At 67.4% G+C, this 20011-nt stretch carries 17 protein-coding genes and 3 pseudogenes; 13 read left to right on the plus strand and 7 right to left on the minus strand.

The genetic code is table 11. The features are described 5' to 3' along the window. Nucleotides 1-63: 63 nt before the first annotated feature. Nucleotides 64-411: a Zn-ribbon domain-containing OB-fold protein gene (locus OQ789_RS07550; RefSeq protein ID WP_324684627.1), complete on the plus strand. Its 348-nt coding sequence runs from the start codon at nucleotides 64-66 to the stop codon at nucleotides 409-411. Here OQ789_RS07550 and OQ789_RS07555 read toward each other — a convergent pair. Both OQ789_RS07555 and OQ789_RS07560 read right to left on the minus strand, forming a co-directional pair. After that, complete coding sequence (locus OQ789_RS07555; protein WP_324684628.1) at nucleotides 404-2590, minus strand: acyl-CoA dehydrogenase; 2187 nt, start codon at nucleotides 2588-2590, stop codon at nucleotides 404-406. The two genes, OQ789_RS07550 and OQ789_RS07555, sit on opposite strands and share 8 nt — an antisense overlap. A 140-nt stretch (nucleotides 2591-2730) precedes the next feature. Then, nucleotides 2731-3498: an SDR family NAD(P)-dependent oxidoreductase gene (locus OQ789_RS07560; RefSeq protein ID WP_324684630.1), complete on the minus strand. Its 768-nt coding sequence runs from the start codon at nucleotides 3496-3498 to the stop codon at nucleotides 2731-2733. A gap of 111 nt (nucleotides 3499-3609) precedes the next feature. Here OQ789_RS07560 and OQ789_RS07565 point away from each other — a divergent pair, with 111 nt between their 5' ends. The 5 genes from OQ789_RS07565 (at nucleotide 3610) to OQ789_RS07585 (ending at nucleotide 10186) form a co-directional block, all read left to right on the plus strand. Next, nucleotides 3610-5151 (plus strand): ATP-dependent DNA ligase, encoded by a 1542-nt coding sequence (locus tag OQ789_RS07565; protein WP_324684631.1) that lies wholly within the window; start codon nucleotides 3610-3612, stop codon nucleotides 5149-5151. Nucleotides 5152-5204: 53 nt separating this feature from the next. Next, the gene (locus OQ789_RS07570; RefSeq protein ID WP_324684632.1) at nucleotides 5205-7454 is read left to right on the plus strand and encodes a carbon starvation CstA family protein; all 2250 of its coding nucleotides are present in this window, start codon (nucleotides 5205-5207) and stop codon (nucleotides 7452-7454) included. A gap of 124 nt (nucleotides 7455-7578) precedes the next feature. Beyond that, nucleotides 7579-7809, plus strand: a complete 231-nt coding sequence (locus OQ789_RS07575; protein ID WP_324684634.1) for a hypothetical protein — start codon at nucleotides 7579-7581, stop codon at nucleotides 7807-7809. Nucleotides 7810-7989: 180 nt separating this feature from the next. After that, nucleotides 7990-9507: an Hsp70 family protein gene (locus tag OQ789_RS07580; RefSeq protein WP_324684636.1), complete on the plus strand. Its 1518-nt coding sequence runs from the start codon at nucleotides 7990-7992 to the stop codon at nucleotides 9505-9507. A 13-nt stretch (nucleotides 9508-9520) separates the two neighbouring features. After that, a complete protein-coding gene (locus OQ789_RS07585) occupies nucleotides 9521-10186 on the plus strand; it encodes a nitroreductase family protein (protein WP_324684637.1) in 666 nt (221 codons plus the stop codon). 447 nt (nucleotides 10187-10633) lie between these two features. Here OQ789_RS07585 and OQ789_RS07590 read toward each other — a convergent pair whose 3' ends face one another. Continuing rightward, the gene (locus OQ789_RS07590; protein WP_324684695.1) at nucleotides 10634-11317 is read right to left on the minus strand and encodes an MspA family porin; all 684 of its coding nucleotides are present in this window, start codon (nucleotides 11315-11317) and stop codon (nucleotides 10634-10636) included. A 173-nt stretch (nucleotides 11318-11490) separates the two neighbouring features. Between OQ789_RS07590 and OQ789_RS07595 the strand changes: the two genes are divergently transcribed. Beyond that, nucleotides 11491-11742 (plus strand): hypothetical protein, encoded by a 252-nt coding sequence (locus OQ789_RS07595; protein WP_324684638.1) that lies wholly within the window; start codon nucleotides 11491-11493, stop codon nucleotides 11740-11742. Between the two features lie 10 nt (nucleotides 11743-11752). On the opposite strand, the pseudogene OQ789_RS07600 reads toward OQ789_RS07595, so the two are convergent. Both OQ789_RS07600 and OQ789_RS07605 read right to left on the minus strand, forming a co-directional pair. Continuing rightward, nucleotides 11753-11959, minus strand: a pseudogene (locus tag OQ789_RS07600) (phosphotransferase family protein); the annotation flags it as partial. Nucleotides 11960-11974: 15 nt separating this feature from the next. Next, nucleotides 11975-12353, minus strand: a pseudogene (locus tag OQ789_RS07605) (SDR family NAD(P)-dependent oxidoreductase); the annotation flags it as partial. Nucleotides 12354-12445: 92 nt separating this feature from the next. On the opposite strand from OQ789_RS07605, the gene OQ789_RS07610 reads away from it, so the two are divergent. The 6 genes from OQ789_RS07610 to OQ789_RS07635 all read left to right on the plus strand — a co-directional run bounded on the left by OQ789_RS07610 (nucleotide 12446) and on the right by OQ789_RS07635 (nucleotide 18934). Beyond that, complete coding sequence (locus tag OQ789_RS07610; RefSeq protein WP_324684639.1) at nucleotides 12446-12769, plus strand: multidrug efflux SMR transporter; 324 nt, start codon at nucleotides 12446-12448, stop codon at nucleotides 12767-12769. Nucleotides 12770-12846: 77 nt separating this feature from the next. After that, nucleotides 12847-14247 carry a hypothetical protein gene (locus tag OQ789_RS07615; protein WP_324684641.1) on the plus strand — a complete coding sequence of 467 codons (1401 nt, stop codon included), beginning with the start codon at nucleotides 12847-12849 and terminating at the stop codon, nucleotides 14245-14247. An 84-nt stretch (nucleotides 14248-14331) separates the two neighbouring features. Then, a complete protein-coding gene (locus OQ789_RS07620) occupies nucleotides 14332-14757 on the plus strand; it encodes a hypothetical protein (RefSeq protein ID WP_324684642.1) in 426 nt (141 codons plus the stop codon). Between the two features lie 164 nt (nucleotides 14758-14921). Continuing rightward, nucleotides 14922-15365, plus strand: coding sequence for an MmpS family transport accessory protein (locus OQ789_RS07625; RefSeq protein ID WP_324684643.1), 444 nt, complete (start codon nucleotides 14922-14924; stop codon nucleotides 15363-15365). 50 nt (nucleotides 15366-15415) lie between these two features. Continuing rightward, complete coding sequence (locus tag OQ789_RS07630; RefSeq protein WP_324684696.1) at nucleotides 15416-18208, plus strand: RND family transporter; 2793 nt, start codon at nucleotides 15416-15418, stop codon at nucleotides 18206-18208. Between the two features lie 105 nt (nucleotides 18209-18313). Further along, nucleotides 18314-18934: a methyltransferase domain-containing protein gene (locus OQ789_RS07635; protein WP_324684644.1), complete on the plus strand. Its 621-nt coding sequence runs from the start codon at nucleotides 18314-18316 to the stop codon at nucleotides 18932-18934. A gap of 13 nt (nucleotides 18935-18947) precedes the next feature. Here OQ789_RS07635 and OQ789_RS07640 read toward each other — a convergent pair. Beyond that, nucleotides 18948-19514 (minus strand): annotated as a pseudogene (locus OQ789_RS07640) (FAD-binding oxidoreductase); the annotation flags it as partial. A 33-nt stretch (nucleotides 19515-19547) separates the two neighbouring features. Further along, the gene (locus tag OQ789_RS07645; RefSeq protein ID WP_324684645.1) at nucleotides 19548-20003 is read right to left on the minus strand and encodes a MarR family winged helix-turn-helix transcriptional regulator; all 456 of its coding nucleotides are present in this window, start codon (nucleotides 20001-20003) and stop codon (nucleotides 19548-19550) included. Between the last annotated feature and the right edge of the window lie 8 nt (nucleotides 20004-20011).

A 20011-nucleotide genomic window follows, 5' to 3' on the forward strand; every position in this document is an offset into this window, starting at 1 on the left:
GCACACCGCCCGTCAGACCACACCCGCCGTCGTCTCGAATCAATTGAGTGTACTGTATTCGTCGTGTCAGACGGGCCCCTGCTCATCGAGTACTGCGACGACTGTGCGCACTGGGTGCATCCGGCCAGCGGCGAATGCCGCGAATGCGGGGCGGCGCTGCGGGCACAGGAGGTCTCCGGGCGGGGCACCGTGTTCACCTACACGGTCAACCATCACCCGTACAACCCGGAGATCCCCACGCCGTATGTCATCGCCATCGTCGAGCTCGCCGAACAGAGCGGGCTGCGGGTGGCCGCCAATATCGTTGACTGCGAAGCGGATTCGGTGACCTGCGGCATGCCCGTGGCCTTGCGTCCGGAACGCGGCGGCGGCGGCGCGCCGCAGTTCGCGCCGGTGCGACCGGCTAGTTGATCAGCGGGTCGCGGGGCATGCCGAGGATCCGCTCGGCGATCTGGTTGCGCGTCACTTCCGACGTGCCGCCGGCGATCGCCATGCCGCGCGCCCCCATCATCAGCCGGCCGGCCAGGGCGCCGGGACCGTCGGTCAGCGCGACCTCGGGGCCCAGCAGCGCCGCCATGATCGCGGCGCCCTCCACCATGTGGTCGGCCAGCTTGAGCTTGGTCACGTTGCCTTCCGGGCCGGGGCCCGCGCCTTCGACGCTGCGGGCCGCGCGCCGCAGGTTCAGCAGTCGCAGCGCGGTTTCCTCGGCCAGGTAAGACCCGACGCGAATTCGCCCGCCCGCCAAGCGATCCGGGTGCTGCCCGGTGAGCTGAACCAGCTGGTCGGCCAGCCCTTCGTAGAAGGATCCGCTGCCACCGATGCTTACCCGCTCGTTGCCCAGCGTCGCGCGCGCGACGGTCCACCCGGAGTTGGGCGTCCCGACGACGTCCTCGTCGGGGACGAACAGGTCGTTGAAGAAGACCTCGTTGAAGTCCGAGCCGCCGGTGATCTGCCGCAGCGGGCGCACCTCGACCTCGGGCGCCTTCATGTCGACGATCACCGTGGTGATGCCGGCGTGCTTCGGGGCGTCGGGGTCGGTGCGCACCGTGGCCAGGCCGCGGGCGCAATAGTGCGCCCCACTGGTCCACACCTTCTGGCCGTTGATCTTCCAGCCGCCGTCCACCCGGGTGGCGCGCGTCTTGATGGACGCGGCGTCCGAGCCGGCGTCGGGCTCGGAGAACAGCTGGCACCAGATCTCGTCCTTGCGCAGCGCCTTTTCCACGAATCGTTCGATCTGCCAAGGCGTTCCGTGCTGGATCAGGGTCAGTATCACCCAGCCGGTGATCCCGTAGTCGGGCCGCTTGATGCCGGCCGCGCGGAATTCCTCGTCGATCACCAGCTGGGCGACGGCGTCGGCGGCGCGCCCCCACGGCTTGGGCCAGTGCGGCATCACGTAGCCGGTCTCGATCAGCTTGTCACGCTGGGCGTCCTTGTCCAGGGCGGCGATCTCGGCGGCGTCGGCGCGGATGCCGGTGCGCAGCTCCTCGGCTTCCGGCGGCAGGTCGAGGCTGTTCTCCCGGACGGCGCCGGCGCTGGTGCGCGCGAAAACGTCGGCGGCCGGCGCCTTAGGGCCACTGCCGCCGAACAGCGCCGCGCTCACCACCGCCCGGCGCAGGTGCAGATGCGCGTCGTGCTCCCAGGTGAAGCCGATGCCGCCATGGACCTGGATGTTGAGCTCGGCGTTGCGGACGTAGGCCGGAAAGGCCAGCGCCGCGGCCACCGCGGCGATCAGGCGGAACTGCTCCTCATCCTCGGACGCGGCGCGGGCGGCGTCCCAGACCGCGGCGATCCCGGACTCCGCGCCCACCAGCATGTTCGCGCAATGATGCTTGACCGCTTGGAAAGTGGCGATAGTGCGCCCGAATTGCTGGCGCACCTTGGCGTAGTCGACGGCGGCCTCGACACAGTCCGACGCCCCGCCCACCGCCTCGGCGGCCAGCAGCGTGCGCGCCCGGGCCAACGCCGACTGCCGTGCCCTCGTCAGGACGTCGTCGTCGGTGACGCGCACGTTCTGCAGGCGCACACGGCCGGATCGGCGGGTCGGATCGAAGTTCTCCGGCACCTCCACCGAGACACCGTCGCGGCCGCGCTCGAGCACCAGCACGTCGTCGCCCGCGCCGACCAGCAACAGCTCGGCCAGCCCGGCGCCCAGGACGATGCCCGCCTCGCCGTCGGCTATCCGACCTTTTGAGCCGTCGCCCACCCGCACCTTGCTGTCCAGCCCGACGCCCGCGGTGACGGTTCCGTCGAGCAGGCCGGGTAACAGCCGCGACTTCTGTTCGGCGGTACCGTCTTTCGCGATCACCGCGGAAGCGATCACGGTAGGCACGAACGGACCGGGCGCCACCGCCCGACCGAGTTCCTCGACCACCACGACGAGTTCGGGCAACCCGAATCCCGATCCGCCGTACTCCTCGTCGACATGCAGGCCGAGCCAGCCCAGCTCGACGAGGTTCTGCCAGAACCCGGGGCGCGGCTCGTCGGAGGAGTCGAGCAGCGATCGCGCCGCCCAGCGCGCCTTCTGCGAGGTCAAGAACCCGCGAGCCACCTCGGCGAGTTCACGATGGTCGTCGGTTATTGCGATACCCATGAGGGCCCTCCTCGCGCCGCGTGCCAGCCGGGTGTGATCGTCCCGCTCCCTTTGCTGGTTGGCCTGCCCCGCTTCGAGGGGAAGCGGGGCGGCTGCCTAAAGAGTGTACTTATTGCGGGGAGGGCCCCAACGGGGGGCGTCTACTTGGGCGCGAACCGCTGCCCGGCGTCCAAGCGCAGGCATTGGCCGTTGAGCATCGGGTTGTCCACGATGGCGGCGACCAGCTTCGCGTACTCCTCGGGACGGCCGAGGCGCTTGGGGAACGCCGCGTCCCTGGTCAGCTGCGTGGCGAATTCGTCGGGAATGCCCTGGGTCAGTCCCGTGGCGAACAGGCTCGGGGCGATCCCCAGCACCCGGATGCCCACCGAGCCCAGGTCGCGGGCCATGGTCAGGCACATGCCGGCGATCCCCGCCTTGGCGGCGGTGTAGGCGACCTGCCCGATCTGGCCCTCAAAGGCCGCGATGGAAGCGGTGTTGATGATGACGCCCCGCTCCCCGGTGTCGGGGTCTTCGGGCTCGTTCTTGGCCATGTGCGCGGCGGCCAGCCGGCTGATGTTGAAGGTGGCGATCAGGTTCAGGTCGATCACGGACTGGAAGGATTCGAGGTCGTGCGGACCCGATTTGGTCAGCGTCCGCTTGGCGATGCCGCCACCGGCGGTGGTGACGATGACGTGCAGGCCGCCCAACCTGTCGACCGCGGTCTGCAACGTCTCCTCGGTGCCGGTGAAGTCGGTGACGTCAACCGGGTAGAAGGAACCTTTGACACCCTCGGCGACGGTCTTGCCGTCCGAACCCTCGCGGTCGAGGATGGCGACATCCGCGCCGCGTTCGTGCAGCAGCTCGGCGCTGGCCCGGCCCATTCCCGATGCGCCGCCGATGACGACGACCTTCTTCCCGCTGATCTCCATCCGGAAGTCTCCTTTGTGGTTGTCAGAATCGTTGCGATCTGTAACGTTACGTAGGCACGCTAGCGTGTCCGCCCTTCAGGCCGGTCAACGAGCCGTGCCAAGCTGGCGATCGTGCTCCTTCTCGACGTGGCGACGACGTCCACCGATGTCGGGAGCACGTCGTCGCGGCTGGGCAAAGTCGCCCACATCGCGGGCCTGCTGACCCGCGCCGCGCCGGATCCCGCGGTGGTCGCCATCGTCGTGTCGTGGCTTTCCGGTGAGTTGCGGCAACGCCAGATCGGGGTGGGATGGGCGGCGCTGCGCTCGCGACCGGCCGCGGCCCCCGACGCCTCGCTGACCGTCGCCGGCGTCGACGCCGCCTTCTCCGACATCGGCGCCGTGTCGGGCAAGGGCGCGCAGGTGCGCCGAGCCGCACTACTGAACGCCCTGTTCGCCGCCGCCACGGAAACCGAACAGACCTTTCTGCTGCGGCTGCTCGGCGGCGAATTGCGCCAGGGCGCCTTGGCCGGGATCATGGCCGACGCCGTGGCGAAGGCCGCGGGCATTTCCGCCGCCGCGGTGCAGCGCGCCGCCATGCTCGCCGGGGACCTGCCCGCGGTCGCGGCGGCGGCCCTGTCCGGTCCGTCGCCCGGCTCGGCCTCGGCGCTGGACGCGTTCACCCTTCGGGTCGGCCGGCCGGTCGGCCCGATGCTGGCACAGACCGCGACGGGCGTGGCCGATGCGATCGAACGCCACGGCGGGCGGACGATCTTCGAAGCCAAGTTGGACGGGGCACGAGTGCAGATTCACCGCGCCGGTCACAATGTCGCCGTCTATACCAGAAGCCTGGACGACGTCACCGCACGGCTGCCCGAGGTGGTGGAGGCAACGCTGGCGCTACCGGTCGACCACCTCATCGCCGATGGGGAGGCCATCGCCCTGCGACCCGACCGGCGGCCGCACCGCTTCCAGGTCACCGCCGCACGGTTCGGCCGCTCGGCTGACATCGCCGCCGCCCTTGCCGCGCAACGGCTTTCGGTGTTCTTTTTCGACATCCTGCATTGCGACGGCGCCGACTTGCTCGACGCGCCGACCACCGAGCGGCTGGCCGCGCTCGACGCGCTGGTGCCTGCGGAGCAGCGGGTCGATCGCCTGCTCACCGCCGACCCGGCGGAGGCGAGCGCCTTTCTGGACGCGACGCTGGCCGCGGGCCACGAGGGTGTGATGGCCAAGGCGCCCGGCGCGCCGTACCAGGCGGGGCGGCGGGGAGCGGGCTGGCTGAAAGTCAAGCCGGTGCACACGCTGGACCTGGTGGTGCTCGCGGTGGAGTGGGGGTCGGGGCGCCGCCGGGGCAAGCTCTCCAACATCCACCTGGGTGCGCGCGATCCGGCCACCGGCGAATTCGTGATGGTGGGAAAGACTTTCAAGGGCATGACGGACGCCATGCTCGAATGGCAGACTGCCCGGTTCAGCGAACTCGCCGTCGGCGGGACAGACGGTCACGTCGTCGGTGTGCGGCCCGAGCAGGTGGTCGAAATCGCGTTGGACGGCGTGCAGAAGTCGTCGCGCTACCCCGGCGGCCTGGCCCTGCGATTCGCCCGCGTCCTGCGCTATCGCGACGACAAGGGACCCGCCGAAGCCGACACCATCGACGCCGTGCGCGCGCTGTACTGAGGCGGGCCCGTCTCGACAGGCGCGATTGACTTTGCGCGCGTAGGGTTTCGGCCGTGGCGGCCACAGACGACGGCAAACACATCAGCTACATCCATACCGACGAAGACCTGCCGCCCGTCGCCATCATCGACCGCTCCCCCATCACCGCGCGGCACAAGCTGGCGTTCGCTGTCGTTGCGGTGCTCGGCGCCGTCGCCTGGGCAATCATCGCGTTCGCCCGCGGCGAGACCGTCAACGCGGTGTGGATCGTCGTCGCGGCGATCTGCACCTACCTGATCGGGTTCCGGTTCTATGCCCGGCTGATCGAGTCGAAGGTCGTTCGGCCGCGCGACGATCACGCCACGCCCGCCGAGATTTTCGACGACGGCACCGACCACGTGCCGACCGACCGCCGGGTGCTGTTCGGGCATCACTTCGCCGCCATCGCCGGAGCCGGACCGCTCGTCGGCCCGGTGCTGGCCACCCAAATGGGTTACCTGCCCTGCAGCATCTGGATCATCGTCGGCGCGGTATTCGCCGGCGCCGTGCAGGACTATCTGGTGTTGTGGATCTCCACCCGGCGGCGGGGGCGGTCGCTGGGCCAGATGGCCCGGGACGAGCTGGGCGCGACCGGCGGCGTGGCCGCGATGGTCGGCGTCCTCGTCATCATGGTGATCATCATCGCGGTACTGGCTCTGGTCGTGGTGCGCGGCCTCGCCCAGAGCCCGTGGGGCGTGTTCTCCATCGCCATGACCATCCCGATCGCGCTGTTCATGGGCTGCTATCTGCGGTTCCTGCGTACCGGGCGAGTAGGCGAGGTCTCACTCATCGGTGTGGCATTGCTGATGCTGGCCGTGGCCTCCGGCAGCTGGGTCAGCGAAACCTCTTGGGGCGCATCCTGGTTGAGCCTGTCACCCGTCACGGTCAGCTGGCTGATCATCATCTACGGCTTCGTGGCGTCGGCGCTGCCGGTGTGGCTGCTGCTGGCGCCGCGTGACTACTTGTCGACGTTCATGAAGGTCGGTGCCATCGCGCTGCTCGCGCTCGGCATCTTCATCGCGCATCCACTGATCCAGGCGCCGGCGGTCTCACGGTTCGCCCACCGCGGCGACGGGCCGGTGTTCGCCGGCTCGCTGTTTCCCTTCCTGTTCGTCACCATCGCGTGCGGCGCCCTGTCGGGATTTCACGCGCTGATCTCGTCCGGGACGACGCCCAAGCTGCTGGAGAAGGAAAGCCAGATGCGGCTGATCGGCTACGGCGGGATGCTGACCGAGTCGTTCGTGGCCGTCATGGCGCTCATCAGTGCGGCCATCCTCGACCAGCACGTGTACTTCGCGCTCAACGCCCCGGCCGCGCCGACCGGCGGCACCGCGGCCACCGCCGCGCACTACGTCAACGGCCTCGGTCTGCGCGGCGCGCCTGCGACCACGGATGAGCTGAACCAGGCCGCCGCAGGCATCGGCGAAAGGTCGATCGTGTCGCGCACCGGCGGCGCGCCGACGCTGGCGGTCGGCATGTCCGAAGTGCTGAACCGCGCCTTCGGCGGCTCCGGTCTCAAGGCGTTCTGGTACCACTTCGCGATCATGTTCGAGGCGCTGTTCATCCTGACCGCCGTCGACGCGGGCACCCGGGTCGCGCGGTTCATGCTCTCCGATGCGCTGAGCAACCTGGGTGGACCGCTGGCCGGGCTGCGGAATCCGAGTTGGCGCCCGGGCGTCTGGGGTTGCAGCGTGGCGGTGGTCGCCGCGTGGGGCGGCATCCTGCTGATGGGCGTGACCGATCCGCTGGGCGGGATCAACACGCTGTTCCCCCTGTTCGGCATCGCGAACCAGCTGCTGGCGGCGATCGCGCTGAGCGTCGTCACCGTGATCGTCATCAAAAAGGGCCTGCTGGCGTGGGCGTGGATTCCCGGGGTGCCGCTGCTGTGGGACCTGGCGGTCACGCTGACCGCGTCGTGGCAGAAGATCTTCTCCGCGGACCCCGCGGTCGGGTATTGGAGCCAGCACGCGAAATACCTGGCGGCCAGGCACGCGGGCAAGACGGCGCTCGGATCGGCCGCCAACGCGCATCAACTCGACGACGTCATCCGCAACACGTTCATCCAGGGCACGCTGTCCATCCTGTTCGCGCTGGCCGTCGTCGTCGTGGTCATCGCGGGAGTCATCGCCGCGATCAAGGCGATTCGCGGCAGTGGCGTGCCGTTGACCGAAAACGACCCGGTGCCGTCGAGGTCTTTCGCACCCGCGGGCCTGATTCCTACGGCCGCGGAGCGCGAGGTGCAGCGGCAGTGGGACGACCTGGCCGCATCCGGCGACGTGCGGTAGCCGGCCGCGCGCAAAGAGGTAGTCCACTACGCGTGCCGACGGGTGAGCGCCGACCGTACGTTTACTCCCGACACCGGTCGACCTACCTGGTCAACGGGATCACAACGCGAAGAAGGTAAACGACATGCTGCTCACGCCAACGGGAGTCCGGACCGCATCCGATACCGCCGACGAGCCCATTGCACAACCGTCTTCGGCGGCGCCCGCGATCGAGGCCCCATCCCTTGGCAGCCGGATCGCCGCCGCGCTGCGCCGGATGGTCGCGGATGCCAATCAGCCGCGGCGCCCCCACTACCTGAGGCATTACGCGTACCTCGAGGACGCACGCCTGGCACACGAAATGTCCATGCTGTGAACGCAATCATCAGCGTCGCCTGCATCGCGTTGATCCTGCTGCTCGCGCGGGGGACCTACAGCCTGCAGTGGTGGCTCGAGCGCACGGACTACGAGCGCCACTTCGAGGACTGACCGCAGGCCGGCGGCGCGCCGCGAAAAGGTCGTGCCCAACCCCGCGCCGCGGTCCTAAACTTGCGCGATGAGGGTCGGCATCGACTTCGGCACCACGCACACCGTCGTCGCGGCAGTCGACCGGGGCAACTATCCCGTCGTCTCGTTCGAGGGAATGGATGCGTGGCCTTCGCTGATCGCCGCCAACGCCAGCGGCGAGCTGCGTTTCGGCGCACACGCCGGAGCCGTCCGCCACGAACCGGGCTGGTCGGTGCTGCGCTCGTTCAAACGTCTACTCAACGACGCCGGACCCCAGACGGAGATCACCCTGGCCGGCCGCGACTATCGGATCGCCGACCTTCTCGCCGGCTTCCTGGCCCAGCTGAAGACCGACCTGCAGCAGCACTCGAACGCCGCCCCGGCCCCGGGCGAATCCATCGAAGCCGCGATCAGTGTGCCGGCCAACGCCTCGAGCGCCCAGCGCCTGCTGACCCTGGATGCCTACGTGGCGGCCGGTTTTCACGTCGCCGCACTGCTCAACGAGCCGTCCGCCGCAAGCCTGGAATACGCCCACCGGTACCGCTCCACCATCAACGCCAAACGGGAATACGTCCTCGTCTACGACCTGGGCGGCGGCACGTTCGATGCCTCGCTGCTGAAGATGACCGGGCACGCGAACGAGGTCGTGATCAGCGAGGGCATCCAGCGCCTCGGGGGTGACGACTTCGACGACGCGATCGTCGAGCTGGTGCTGACCGGCGCCAACCTGCCCGGCCTCGACGTCGCCGGGCGCGACCTGCTGGCCGAGGAGTGCGCCGCGCGCAAAGAGGCGGTCGGGTCGCAGACCCGCCGTTTTCTGGTCGACCTGTCCCCGCTCGATCGGCCCCCGTTCTCCTGCCCCATCGACGACGTCTACTCGGTGTGCGCACCGCTGGTCGACCAAACGGTGCGGTTGCTGAACCGCGTCTTGCACGATCCGGCGGGAGGCCGCCAGGACGTGGACTGGTCGGAGGTGGCGGGCATCTACGTCGTCGGCGGGGCCGGGGGATTTCCGCTGGTGTCCCGGATGTTACGTAGCGCCTTCGGCGACAAACGGGTGAAACGCTCGCCGCACCCCTTCGCCGCCACCGCCATCGGACTCGCCGTCTTTTTGGACAAGGAGTCCGGTTTCGCGCTGTCCGAACGCTTCTCGAGAAACTTCGGGGTTTTCCGGGAGGCCGAGGCCGGCGCCGGGGTGGTCTTCGACCCGATCGTGTGCAAAGACGTTCCACTTCCGGCCGACGGGCAATCCCCGCTCGTGGTGAAACGACGATATCGAGCGGCGCACAACATCGGGCACTTCCGGTTCGTGGAATGCAGCCGTCTGGTCAACGGGCGGCCCGACGGCGACGTCACGCCGTACGATCCGGTGCTGTTCCCGTTCGACCCGGCCTTGCACGACCGCGAAGACTTGGGGCGCCAGCCGGTCGGCCGATGCGTGGACGGGCCCGATGTCGAGGAGCGCTACGTCATCGCCCCCGGCGGTGCGGTGGAGGTGACAATGACGACGCGACCGGCCGGCTTCGAGCGCACCTTCCGGCTGGAGCGGTGCGCGTCCGCGAGTTGACGGGCCACTCCCCATGCAGCTGTACGACGTGATGCGGACAACCTTCGCCGCAAGGGAATTCACCGATGATCCGTTGCCCGATGAGGTGCTGACGCGTGTCCTGGACAACGCCCGGTTCGCGCCCAGCGGGGGAAACAGGCAGGGCGCACACATCACCGTGGTGCGCGACGAAACGATCCGGCGCCGGCTCGCCGAACTCGGCAAGTCCGCGGCGCGGCGCTACTTCGCGCAGTTACAGGCCGGCGAAAACCCATGGAATTCCGTCCATCCCAGCGCCGTGCCGCGGGATGTCATCGACGCGACGGAGATCCCGGACACCTTCGTGGCGCCGATCGCCAAAGCGCCTGTGGTCCTTGTTGTTTCGGTGGACCTGAGCGTGGTCGCGGCCGTCGACCAGGATCTGGACCGGGCCGGACTCGCCGGTGGGGCGTCGGTGTACCCGCTGATCTGGAACATCTTGCTGGCCGCGCGAAGCGAGGGCTACGGCGGCACGATCACCACGATGGCCGTCGCGGCCGAAGAACACGTCCGCCGACTGCTCGGCATTCCCGAGCTGCACGCGGTGGCCGCGGTGGTGCCGTTGGGAAAGCCGGTGCGCCAGTTAACCAAACTGCGCCGCCGGCCGGTCAGCGAGTTCGTCACTCGCGATCGGTTCGACGGCCCGACTTTCGAGGAATGAATTTTTGCAGGGGTAAGCGGCACGCCACCGCGGACACTCCGGCCGCGCCAGGCGCTCCCGCTCCGCCAGTCGCTCCCGCCGTGCCAGGCACTCCCGCCCCGCCAGGCAATCCCGCCGTGCCAGCCACTCCCGCCGTACCAGGCACTCCCGCCCCTTCGGGACGTGCAGTGTTGAGTGCCCGCCTCTGCGCGACAAACTCATCGCTCGCCCGGCCCGCCCGCGGCGTTGTCGCGCAAAGGCGGGCAAAGGCCCCTATCGCTGCGCCGGGGGCTGCTGGGACTCATGTGACCAGAGCAGCATCAACCGCACATCTCCCCCGTGCGAGAACGGCTTTGCCAATTCGGAGAGGGCAGTTCTCCGCACGCGAGAGACGACATACGATCGCTGGTGACCCGAAGTTCGCCGACCGGCTCGCGGGCATCCCCCGCGGCGAAGCGCCGACCCCGGTCAGACGCCCTTGGTGACGCCGACGTAGGACAGCACCACGTCGGAGTCATCGGTCACCCGGTTGAGCACCGCATAGGAGCGGATGAACGACTGGCCCACGCACCCGTCGATCTTGACGTGGAAGTTGCTGACCATGACCCACGGATTCGGGCCCCTAAATTGTTTTTTGACCACGGGCACCACGATCACCAGGCCCGGCTTGAGCCCCACGTTGAGCACGCCCGCGATCGGAGCAACGACCAACGGAAGCACGTCACCCGGCACGCCGGTCACCGGTCCGGTGACACCCGGGGTGATGCCGGCGGTGCCCCCGATCGTGACGCCGTCAGACGTGCTCATGTCGATGCCGCAGCCGATCTCGTAGCCCACCTCGAGGACACCCTGGGGCTGTCCGGGCCCTATCAGGGATCCCACAAATATGCCGCTGGACAGGTATTCGCGGGAAGAGACCGCGGTGGTGAGTGGCGCCACCGGGAGCTGCTGCTCTTCTTTGGCGCCCAGGCCCAGGGTCCAGCCGTCGGGAGTCTTGAGGATAACCGGAGGATTCGACGGCAACGCCCCCTCGGCCATCGGCGCCGCCTCGGGAGGGGCCGCCTCGGCATCGGGATCCGCGGTGGTCGTCGGCGCCGTGGGCAAAGCGATGACCAAACAAAAGACGGCCACCAGGGCGCGGCGAACGACCAGGGCTAAGGGCCTCACGGGCGAAACCATACGGAGCCGCCATTTGCCACTGCGAAATTTGCTGGGCGGCCGATCGAAGTTGTTGTCTGTTTGTAACTGTTATGCGATGTGAAGCGCATAGGTAGACTCGATTATTGAAAAGGCAAATCACCCAGGCAGCAGTTGAGGAGGCAGCGATGGCGTTTCGCGCATGCGCTCGCGGGCTGCTCGTCTGCGCGGCGACGGCCGTCGCCGTGGCGATCGGCGCCGGCGTCGCGCACGCGAGCCCGAACGTCGATCCGCGCCCCCAGCCGCCGGGGGTCGACCAGGTAGAAGTGTTCAACCCGTTTCCCAGGACTTGGAGCAACCCCTCCAACATGGGCCAGCCGTCGGACGACTCGGGCGAGGTCGGCATGATCTGCCAAAACCTCCTGGTCCGTTGCCAGTAGGCCCCGCAGGCTAATCCAGCATCGACCGCGCGCGCTCGAGCAGCCGCGGCACGGCCACGGCCATGGCCTCCCATTCCGCGCGTGGCGCGGCCCGTCGGCGATTGTGTTTGATGATCAGCGACCAGGTCGCCGCCGACTTGAAGCACGCCAGCGCTGTGAACCATCCCAGATCGCCCAAGCCGCAACCCGACTCAGCCCGGTACAGCTCGGCGAGTTCGTCGGCCGGCGCGGTCCAGCCGACCTCGGCGAGGAAAGGCTGAGTGTGTGCGATGCGACCGGTCAGGGTCTTCGGATCACCCGTGCACAACCGGAAGGCGGTTTCGGTGATCAGCGCGATGTTCTCAGTGTCGGTCTTGGCCAGATCGAGAGCGCCGGCGCCGGTCTTCGGATTGGGACAGATCCGCTTGGACCGCAACGGCTTTCTCACCGGCGGCGAGGATCTCGTCGCGGGTCTGGCTCAGCGACCCCTGGTACTTCGGGTCGGGTCCAGCGTGCGGGCGGTCAGCGCCACCGTCGCCTTCGGAGGCCAGCCGCGCGGCGATTGCCCTGCCCAGGCCGCGGCTGCTTCCGGTGACGAGAGCCACCATCCCGTCGCAGCGTGGTGCGCTCATCGCCAGCATCTCCGAACCGTTCCCCCGTTGGACGCGGCTTCTCCGTATCAGAGAATGCCATGTACGTGTATCCGGGTCAGCAAGGAGGCGTTGTGACCTTTCTGTTTCTGCTCGGCGCCATCGTCGCGGAGGTGATAGCCACCAGCCTGCTCAAGAGCACCGAGGGCTTCACCCGGCCTTGGCCGACCGCGGTCTGCCTGACCGGTTACGCCGTCTCCTTCGCGCTGCTGGCGGTGTCGATATCGCGCGGTATGCAGACCGACGTCGCCTACGCGTTGTGGTCGGCGATCGGCACGGCCCTGATCGTGCTGATCGCCGTGCTGTTCCTGGGCTCACCGATATCGGTGGCCAAGGTCGTCGGCGTGGGGCTGATCATCGCGGGAGTGGTGACGCTGAATCTGGCCGGCGCGCACTGACGGTCATCGCCGGCCGCGCGGGCCCGCGGCGGACCGGCCCGAAAGCGGCTAGGGTGGGCGCTCGTGGCAGGAGAGCTGTGACCCTACGCCTTCGCGGCCTGGTGCCGGCCTGGCTGATGTTGGCGCTGGCGCTGCTGCTCGCCCCGCCCACCTCGGCCGACACCTACACCGACCAGCTGGTGCATAAGTTCGACGCCCAGACGCATGTGGTGGTCGACCCCGGGGCCAGGCCGCCGCTGCAGAACCCCGACAAGCTGAACCGGCAAATCCTCACCGGCCCGTGGACGTGGAGCCCGGGGCCTCCGGTCTGGGTGGCGGCGGTATCGCCCGCCCAGAGCGGTGTCACCACCGCCGACGCCGTGCACGACGCCATGCTGGTCCGCGACGCCGGATTCAGCGGCGTCATCCTGGTCATCGACTCGCACGGCTACCACGTGCGCGCCTACAACGTGCCCAGAACCATTGCGGACGACGTCGACCGATTCATGAAGCAGTCCGCGAAAGATCACCGCAACGACCCGTACGGCGCGACGAGCGACTTCGTCGCCAAGCTGTCGAATGCCGATGCGGTCCCGCGCGGACCCGCGACCACGTCTGCCGTCGCGCACCAAAAGCACGACAACTCGGCCTGGCTCAAGGTGACGCTGGCCGTCCTCGCCATCGGGCTCGCCATCACCGGCGTGCTCTGGTTAGCCGTACGCCGAAATCGTAAGCACCGCAAAGACACCGAGGCGCGCGAAGAGGTCAAGCAGGAGCTGATCGTGGCAGCATCCGATGTCAGCGACCTCGACAACGCGGTGTTGACCGACGCCGGCGCTGACGTCAGCGCCGAGTCGTTGAAGGCCAACTCCAGCCTGCATGATGCCCGAAGTGCCTATGCGAAGGGCGATTACGGCGCCGCGCGGGCGCACCTGCGGGTGGTCCAGTCCACGGTCACCAAGGCCAACCGCAAGCTCGACCCGAGCCGGCCCATGCCCGACGCCGCCGCCGTGAATTCGGTGCCGCCCGCGGAGCGAAAGCAGGCCACGGTGCGCGCCACCAACCCCGACACCGGCGAGTCGGTGACGATCGACAACAGCAACTACAGCACCACCGCGCAGCCGGGCTACCCGCACTACTACGGCGGTGGCTACCACAACGGGATGTTCTTCTACCCCGGCTATTACCCGTACGCGTTCTGGGGCCCGGGCTGGACGTGGGCGCTGACGGACGTGCTGCTGATGGATGCGCTGTTGAACGACCATTGGGGCGGGAGCTACGAGCGCGGCTTCGAAGCCGGCCGCGATTCCGCCTTCACCGCCGCCGACGGCTACGGCTACGGCTATGACGGCGGGCAAGCAACCGGCTACGACAGCACACCGGCCGACGTGGGGTTCACCGGGGACTCCGCGGGCGGCTGGGACTCGGGCGGCTGGGACTCCGGCGGCTCCGATTTCGGCGGCGGCTCCGATTCCGGCGGCGGCGACTTCGGGTTTTGATTCGCCCGGGATGCGATCGACGCCCGTTGGGGTAGCGTGCTTTGCGAGCCTGCGGTGATCCACGGCGGAGCAAGGACTAGACACATGAGTTCGTCTTTATTTGGTCTGCTGACCGTACTCTCGCTCGCCTCGGCCGTTGTGCTGGCGCTTGTCGCCGCCGTGCATGTCAACCGCCTTGAGGGCCGCGCGACCATACCGGTCAGCGAGAACATCGGCAGCGCCAGAGCGGTTTTGCACAAGGTGCGCAAGGGCGAACCGATGTCGCGGGACGAAGTGGACTACGCGAAGCAAGTCGTCGCCGATCGCGGTTCGTTGAGGACCCTGTGCATCCCCGCCGCGTTGTTCATGTTGGGCTGCTTTTTCGTGTTCGGCAGCCTGCACCACTTGCACGGAGCAACGCCCTCCGAGCGCACATTCCTCGGGGTGATCCCCATGTTGACCTCGACGAACCTGGCCATTCAGATTCGCCGCAGCGCACGGTTGAAGCGGCGGCTGAAGAAAGTGTCCTGACCCAGGACGAGACCGGGCGTCTTGTGCGTACGGGTTGCGGTGCGCTCCGCCTATGCACGAGCATATGTTCATTGGGGACATTACCGTCTACTATTTGACCTGCGCGAGGACGAAGGCGGGGGGCGCGAACACGATGTCAGGACCGGGTGGCGAGGGGTGATCGCATGAGCCCTCGTTCCGCCGGCAGGACCATCCTGGCGCGAATCTGGCTGCCGGTGGTCGCCGTCGTCGCGATCGGTGTGGGCCTGCTGTGCATGTACAAGGTGCATCAGTTCTCCGAGCCCGAGCCGGTCATCACCGTCAACGGACCGCAGGCACCCGAGGAGTTCAATCTCAAGCGGATCACCTATGAAGTGTTCGGTTCCGTCGGGCAGGGCGGCAAACTGGTCTACGTCGATATCGACGGCCATCCGCATCAGGTCGATCTCACGTCGCTGCCCTGGACCCATACGGAAACCACCACTCTCACAGTGGCATCCGGCAGCATCTCGGTGCACGTGCACGGCGGTCAGGTTGGCTGCCGGATGCTGGTCGACGGCGTTGTGCGCGATGAGCAGTCGGGTGACCACCAGGACGCCGACGTCCAGTGCAGGGTGAAGTCGGCGTGACCGAGCACCGCGTCGCAGAGCCCCGGGTCAAGCGTCCCCTCATCGCCAGGATGGTCCGCGCCCTGGCGATACCGATCATCTTCTTCTGGGGTCTTCTCGCCGTCACCACGAACACCTTTATGCCCCAAGTGGAACGGGTCGCCGAGGAGCTCGCCGGGCCGATGGTCCCGCACTACGCGCCCTCGCAGCGGGCGCTGCTGCACATCGGCGAGAAGTTCCACGAGTCCAACTCGACCAATCTGACCATGGTGGTGTTCGAGGCGAACCGGCCACTGGGAGACCAGGACCACCGGTACTACGACGATTTGATGCGGCGCCTCCAACGCGACACCAAACATGTGCAGTACGTAATGGACTTGTGGGGCAAGCCATTCACCGCGGCCGGGGCGCAGAGCGTCGACGGCAAGTGCACCTACGTGCTGCTGCGACTGGCCGGTGACATCGGCCAGATCCAGGCCAACCAGTCCGTCGACGCCGTGCGCGACATCATCAAAAAAGACACGCCGCCACCGGGGCTCAAGGTCTACGTCAGCGGTGCGGCTCCGCTGGCCTCCGACACTCTCGCCATCGCCAACGCCAGCCTGAACAACGTCACGATCGTCACGATCATCCTCATCGTCGTGATGCTGTTGCTGGTGTACCGCACGCCGTCGACTCTCCTGGTCCCCTTGCTGGGTGTCCTCATCGAAATGCTTGTCGCCAAGGGGATTATCTCGACGCTCGGGCATCTGGGATACATCGAATTGTCGTCGTTCGCGGTGAACATCGTCATCGCGCTGACGCTGGGGGCGGGGACGGACTACGGCATCTTCCTGATGGGCCGCTATCACGAGGCGCGGCAGGCCGGCGAAAGCCGGGAGGACAGTTTCTACATCGCCTACAAAGGCGTGGCGCCCATCATCATCGGCTCCGGGCTGACGATCGCCGGCGCCTGTTACTGCCTGACTTTCGCGCGCCTGAACTACTTCCACACCATGGGCCCGGCCGTCGCGATCACCATGCTGTTCACCATCGCGGCGGCGATGACGCTGGGTCCCGCGATCCTGACGGTCGGCAGCCTGTTCGGGATGTTCGACCCCAGAACCGACACCAAGGGACGTTTCTATCGGCGCATCGGGGCCAGCATCGTGCGCTGGCCGGTGCCGATCCTGGTGGCCAGTTCGGCGGTCGTCATGCTCGGGGCGATCTTCGTGCCGAGTTACCGCCAGAACTACGACGATCGGCAGTACCAGCCGGCCAATGCGCCCGCGAATCTGGGTTTTCAGGCCGCCGACCGGCACTTCCCCAAGAGCAAGCTGTTCTCGGAGATGCTGATGGTCGAGACCGACCACGACATGCGCAACTCGGCCGACTTCATCTCGCTGGACCGGGTCGCCAGGGCGCTGATCCGCCTGCACGGCGTCGCGATGGTGCAAGGAATGACCCGGCCGCTGGGCCGCGCGCTCGAGCACGCCAGCATTCCGTACCTGTTCACCACGCAGGGCAGCGGCAACGGGCAGCAACTCCCGTTCAACAGAGAACAGAACTCCAACACCGAAGCGCAGGCCGAGATCCAGGCGCACTCTGTCGCGGTGTTGCGCAAGGAGATCGGGTTCTTCCAGAAGGTGTCCGACGAACTGCACCAAACGGTGCTCACCGTCGAGGACCTGGAACGGGTCAGCAACGAGATCAACGAGGAGATCTCCAACGTCGACGACTTCTTCCGCCCGATCAAGAGCTATTTCTATTGGGAGAAGCACTGTTTCGACATCCCGATCTGTTGGTCGTTCCGGTCGTTGTTCGACGGGCTCGACCAGATCGACAAGCTGGCCGAGGACATCAAGGCCGCCCGGGTGTCCCTCGTGGAGGTGGACAAGGCCTTCCCGCAGATCATCGCGCAACTGAAAGCCACGGCCGACGACACCGAGGCACTGCAGTTGAAGCTGGTCAACAGCTACGGTTCGGCGGATCTGCAGTCCATCCAGACCGACCAGACGTTCGACGATCTGATCAACGTGGGCAACGACTTCGACAAGTCCCGCAGCGACGACTTCTTCTACATCCCCCACGAGGCTTTCGACAACGACGACCTCAAGGCGGGCATGAAGTTGATGATGTCACCGGACGGCAAGGCGGCCCGCTTCATCGTCACCCACGAAGGCGACGCGATGGGCCCCGAGGGCGTGGAGCACGTGGAGCAGTTCCCGGACGCGATCAAGACCATCCTGAAGGAGACGTCGCTGGCCGGCGCTCGGGTCTACATCGGCGGTTCGGGTTCCAACGACAAAGACATCAAGCAGTATGCGATGTCGGATCTGCTTATCGCGGCGATCGCGGCCTTCGTGCTGATCTTCTTGATCATGCTCTTCATCACGCGAAGCCTGGTGGCGGCGTTGGTGATTCCGGGCACCGTAGCCTTTTCCTACGCCGGGGCGTTCGGCCTGTCCATCCTTTTCTGGCAGCACCTCATCGGCCTGCACCTGCACTGGCTGGTCCTGCCGCTGACGTTCATCATCCTCGTGGCTGTCGGATCGGACTACAACCTGCTGCTGATCAACCGCGTCAAAGAGGAGCTGCACGGCGGAATACACACCGGCCTGATCCGCGCGCTCGGCAGCACCGGCGGTGTGGTGACGTCGGCCGGCCTGGTGTTCGCCTTCACCATGCTGGCGATGCTCACCAGCGATCTGAGGACGATCGGCCAGGTCGGCTCGACCGTGTGCATCGGGCTGCTGCTCGACACTTTGATCGTGCGTTCGTTTGTCGTGCCGTCCATCCTGCGGATACTGGGGCCGTGGTTCTGGTGGCCGACGCTGGTGCGTTCCCGCCCGCTGGCCCCGACACAAGAGGTCCAGACCGCGTGAGCGACAACGACACTCCCTGGCGCTCCGCTCCGTCACTTCTCTGATAGCCGTGCCGGATCGGCAACGGTGTCCTACGGTCGGGTGATGGGAGTCCGGAGCGCCGTCATGTCAGGTGTCGCGAAGCAGCTCGGTCATCCGAGCGGGGTACGCGGGCGGCTGGTCGGTGCGGCGCTCAATCGGGGCAACCGGCGATTCGTGAGCGCCGCCGTGCAGGCGCTGCGACCCGATGATGCATCGGCGGTGGTCGACGTCGGATTCGGCGGTGGGGTAGGGCTGAAATTCCTGCTTGACAGTGTCGGTCCGTCGGGCAAGGTCCACGGTGTCGAGGTGTCGGAGACGATGCTCGGTCAGGCGGCCCGGCGATTCCGCCGCGATGTCGCGACCGGGCGGCTGGCGCTGCATCCCGGGTCGATGACGCAGCTCCCCTTTGCTGATGGGGCATTGACCGGCGCCCTCACCGTCAACACCATCTACTTCGTCGCTGAGCTGGATCACGCCTTCACGGAGCTCGCCCGAGTGGTCGGCAGCTCCGGTCGTATCGTCATCGGACTGGCCGACCCCGGCGCGATGGCAAAATTGCCATTCACGGGACATGGCTTTCATCTCCGTCCGGTGCCCGACGTGATCGACACGCTGCGCGGCACCGGCCTCACGGTCAAGCACCGTCGGGTCAGCGAAGCTCACAACGCACCGCACCTGCTGATCGCCACGCGCCGGCCCAGCTGAGCGGGCCGAGCAGCAGCGAGGCCAGCGCTTCGTCGAAGATCACCGCGTCGCGGTTGCGGTTGGCGTAGAACAGTCGGGTGCTGCGCGTGCCGGACACCAGCGCCGTGCGCAACAGCGAAAACACCGGCGTGATACCGCTTCCGCCGGCGAAGGCGATCAGCTCACGATCGCTGTCGTGCAACACGAACCGGCCCTGCGGCGGCAGCGCGGCCAGCCGGCCGCCGGGCGCGGCCGTGTCGTTGAGCCAATTCGACACCACACCGTCGCGGTCCCTTTTGACGGTGATCTGCAGATCCTCGCCCAGCGCGGGCGACGATGACATCGAGTAGCAGCGCCGGTGCTCGGTTCCGTCGACGTTGACCAACAGCGTGAGAAACTGTCCGGCTTGGTAGCCGAACTCCTCGGCGCTGCCCGGCGGGACGTCGAGGACGATCGACACCGCGTCGCGGGCCTCGGTGACTACGCGCTTGATCCGCAGTGGCACAAAGCCATCCGGCAGCGCCGCGACGTCGGCACCGCCCGCCCCGGTGTCGGTCACCGCGGCCGATCCGGCGTATGCAGTCACGCGATCCTCACCCATCCCGGCCAGAGTATCAACTACTTGTGATTGGTCTCAACGGCCGTCGACGTGGTCGTCGACGAATTCGTGGCCGGTCCCCTTTTCGACCACGCGGCCCAGCAACTCGCGTAGGGTCTGCTGCTCTTGCTCGGTCAGCACACCGAACACCTCCTGGTGTGCGGCGATCGCGTCATTGACCACGGTTTCGGCGATCTTGCGACCATCCCTCGTCAGGTGCGCCCGCAGGATCCGTGCGTGCTGCGGGTCCTGCTTTCGTTCCAGCAGCCCGCGGCGTTCCAGCGCGGTGAGCGCCAGCTGCACGCCCTGTGGGCTGATCAGCAGGCGCCGCGCCAGTTCGGCACCGGACAAGCCGGGCTCGTTGGCGAGTTGGCGCAGCACACCGATCTGGGCGGTGCTCACGCCGTGTTCGCGCATCGCCTCGTTGATGGTGGTCAGCGAGTAGTAGAACGCCTGCTTGAGCAGCCACAGGATGTTGTCGGTGAGTTCCATGCCGCCTC

The organism is Mycobacterium sp. 94-17 (assembly GCF_035617725.1).
Lineage (GTDB): Bacteria > Actinomycetota > Actinomycetes > Mycobacteriales > Mycobacteriaceae > Mycobacterium.

Excerpts from the sequence above, each read along its gene's own strand:
- OQ789_RS07555 (WP_324684628.1), bottom strand. The coding sequence starts at position 2,590 with ATGGGTATCGCAATAACCGACGACCATCGTGAACTCGCCGAGGTGGCT.
- OQ789_RS07560 (WP_324684630.1), bottom strand. The coding sequence starts at position 3,498 with ATGGAGATCAGCGGGAAGAAGGTCGTCGTCATCGGCGGCGCATCGGGA.
- OQ789_RS07575 (WP_324684634.1), top strand. The coding sequence starts at position 7,579 with ATGCTGCTCACGCCAACGGGAGTCCGGACCGCATCCGATACCGCCGAC.
- OQ789_RS07580 (WP_324684636.1), top strand. The coding sequence starts at position 7,990 with ATGAGGGTCGGCATCGACTTCGGCACCACGCACACCGTCGTCGCGGCA.
- OQ789_RS07585 (WP_324684637.1), top strand. The coding sequence starts at position 9,521 with ATGCAGCTGTACGACGTGATGCGGACAACCTTCGCCGCAAGGGAATTC.
- OQ789_RS07595 (WP_324684638.1), top strand. The coding sequence starts at position 11,491 with ATGGCGTTTCGCGCATGCGCTCGCGGGCTGCTCGTCTGCGCGGCGACG.
- OQ789_RS07620 (WP_324684642.1), top strand. The coding sequence starts at position 14,332 with ATGAGTTCGTCTTTATTTGGTCTGCTGACCGTACTCTCGCTCGCCTCG.
- OQ789_RS07625 (WP_324684643.1), top strand. The coding sequence starts at position 14,922 with ATGAGCCCTCGTTCCGCCGGCAGGACCATCCTGGCGCGAATCTGGCTG.
- OQ789_RS07630 (WP_324684696.1), top strand. The coding sequence starts at position 15,416 with ATGGTCCGCGCCCTGGCGATACCGATCATCTTCTTCTGGGGTCTTCTC.
- OQ789_RS07635 (WP_324684644.1), top strand. The coding sequence starts at position 18,314 with ATGTCAGGTGTCGCGAAGCAGCTCGGTCATCCGAGCGGGGTACGCGGG.
- OQ789_RS07645 (WP_324684645.1), bottom strand. The coding sequence starts at position 20,003 with ATGGAACTCACCGACAACATCCTGTGGCTGCTCAAGCAGGCGTTCTAC.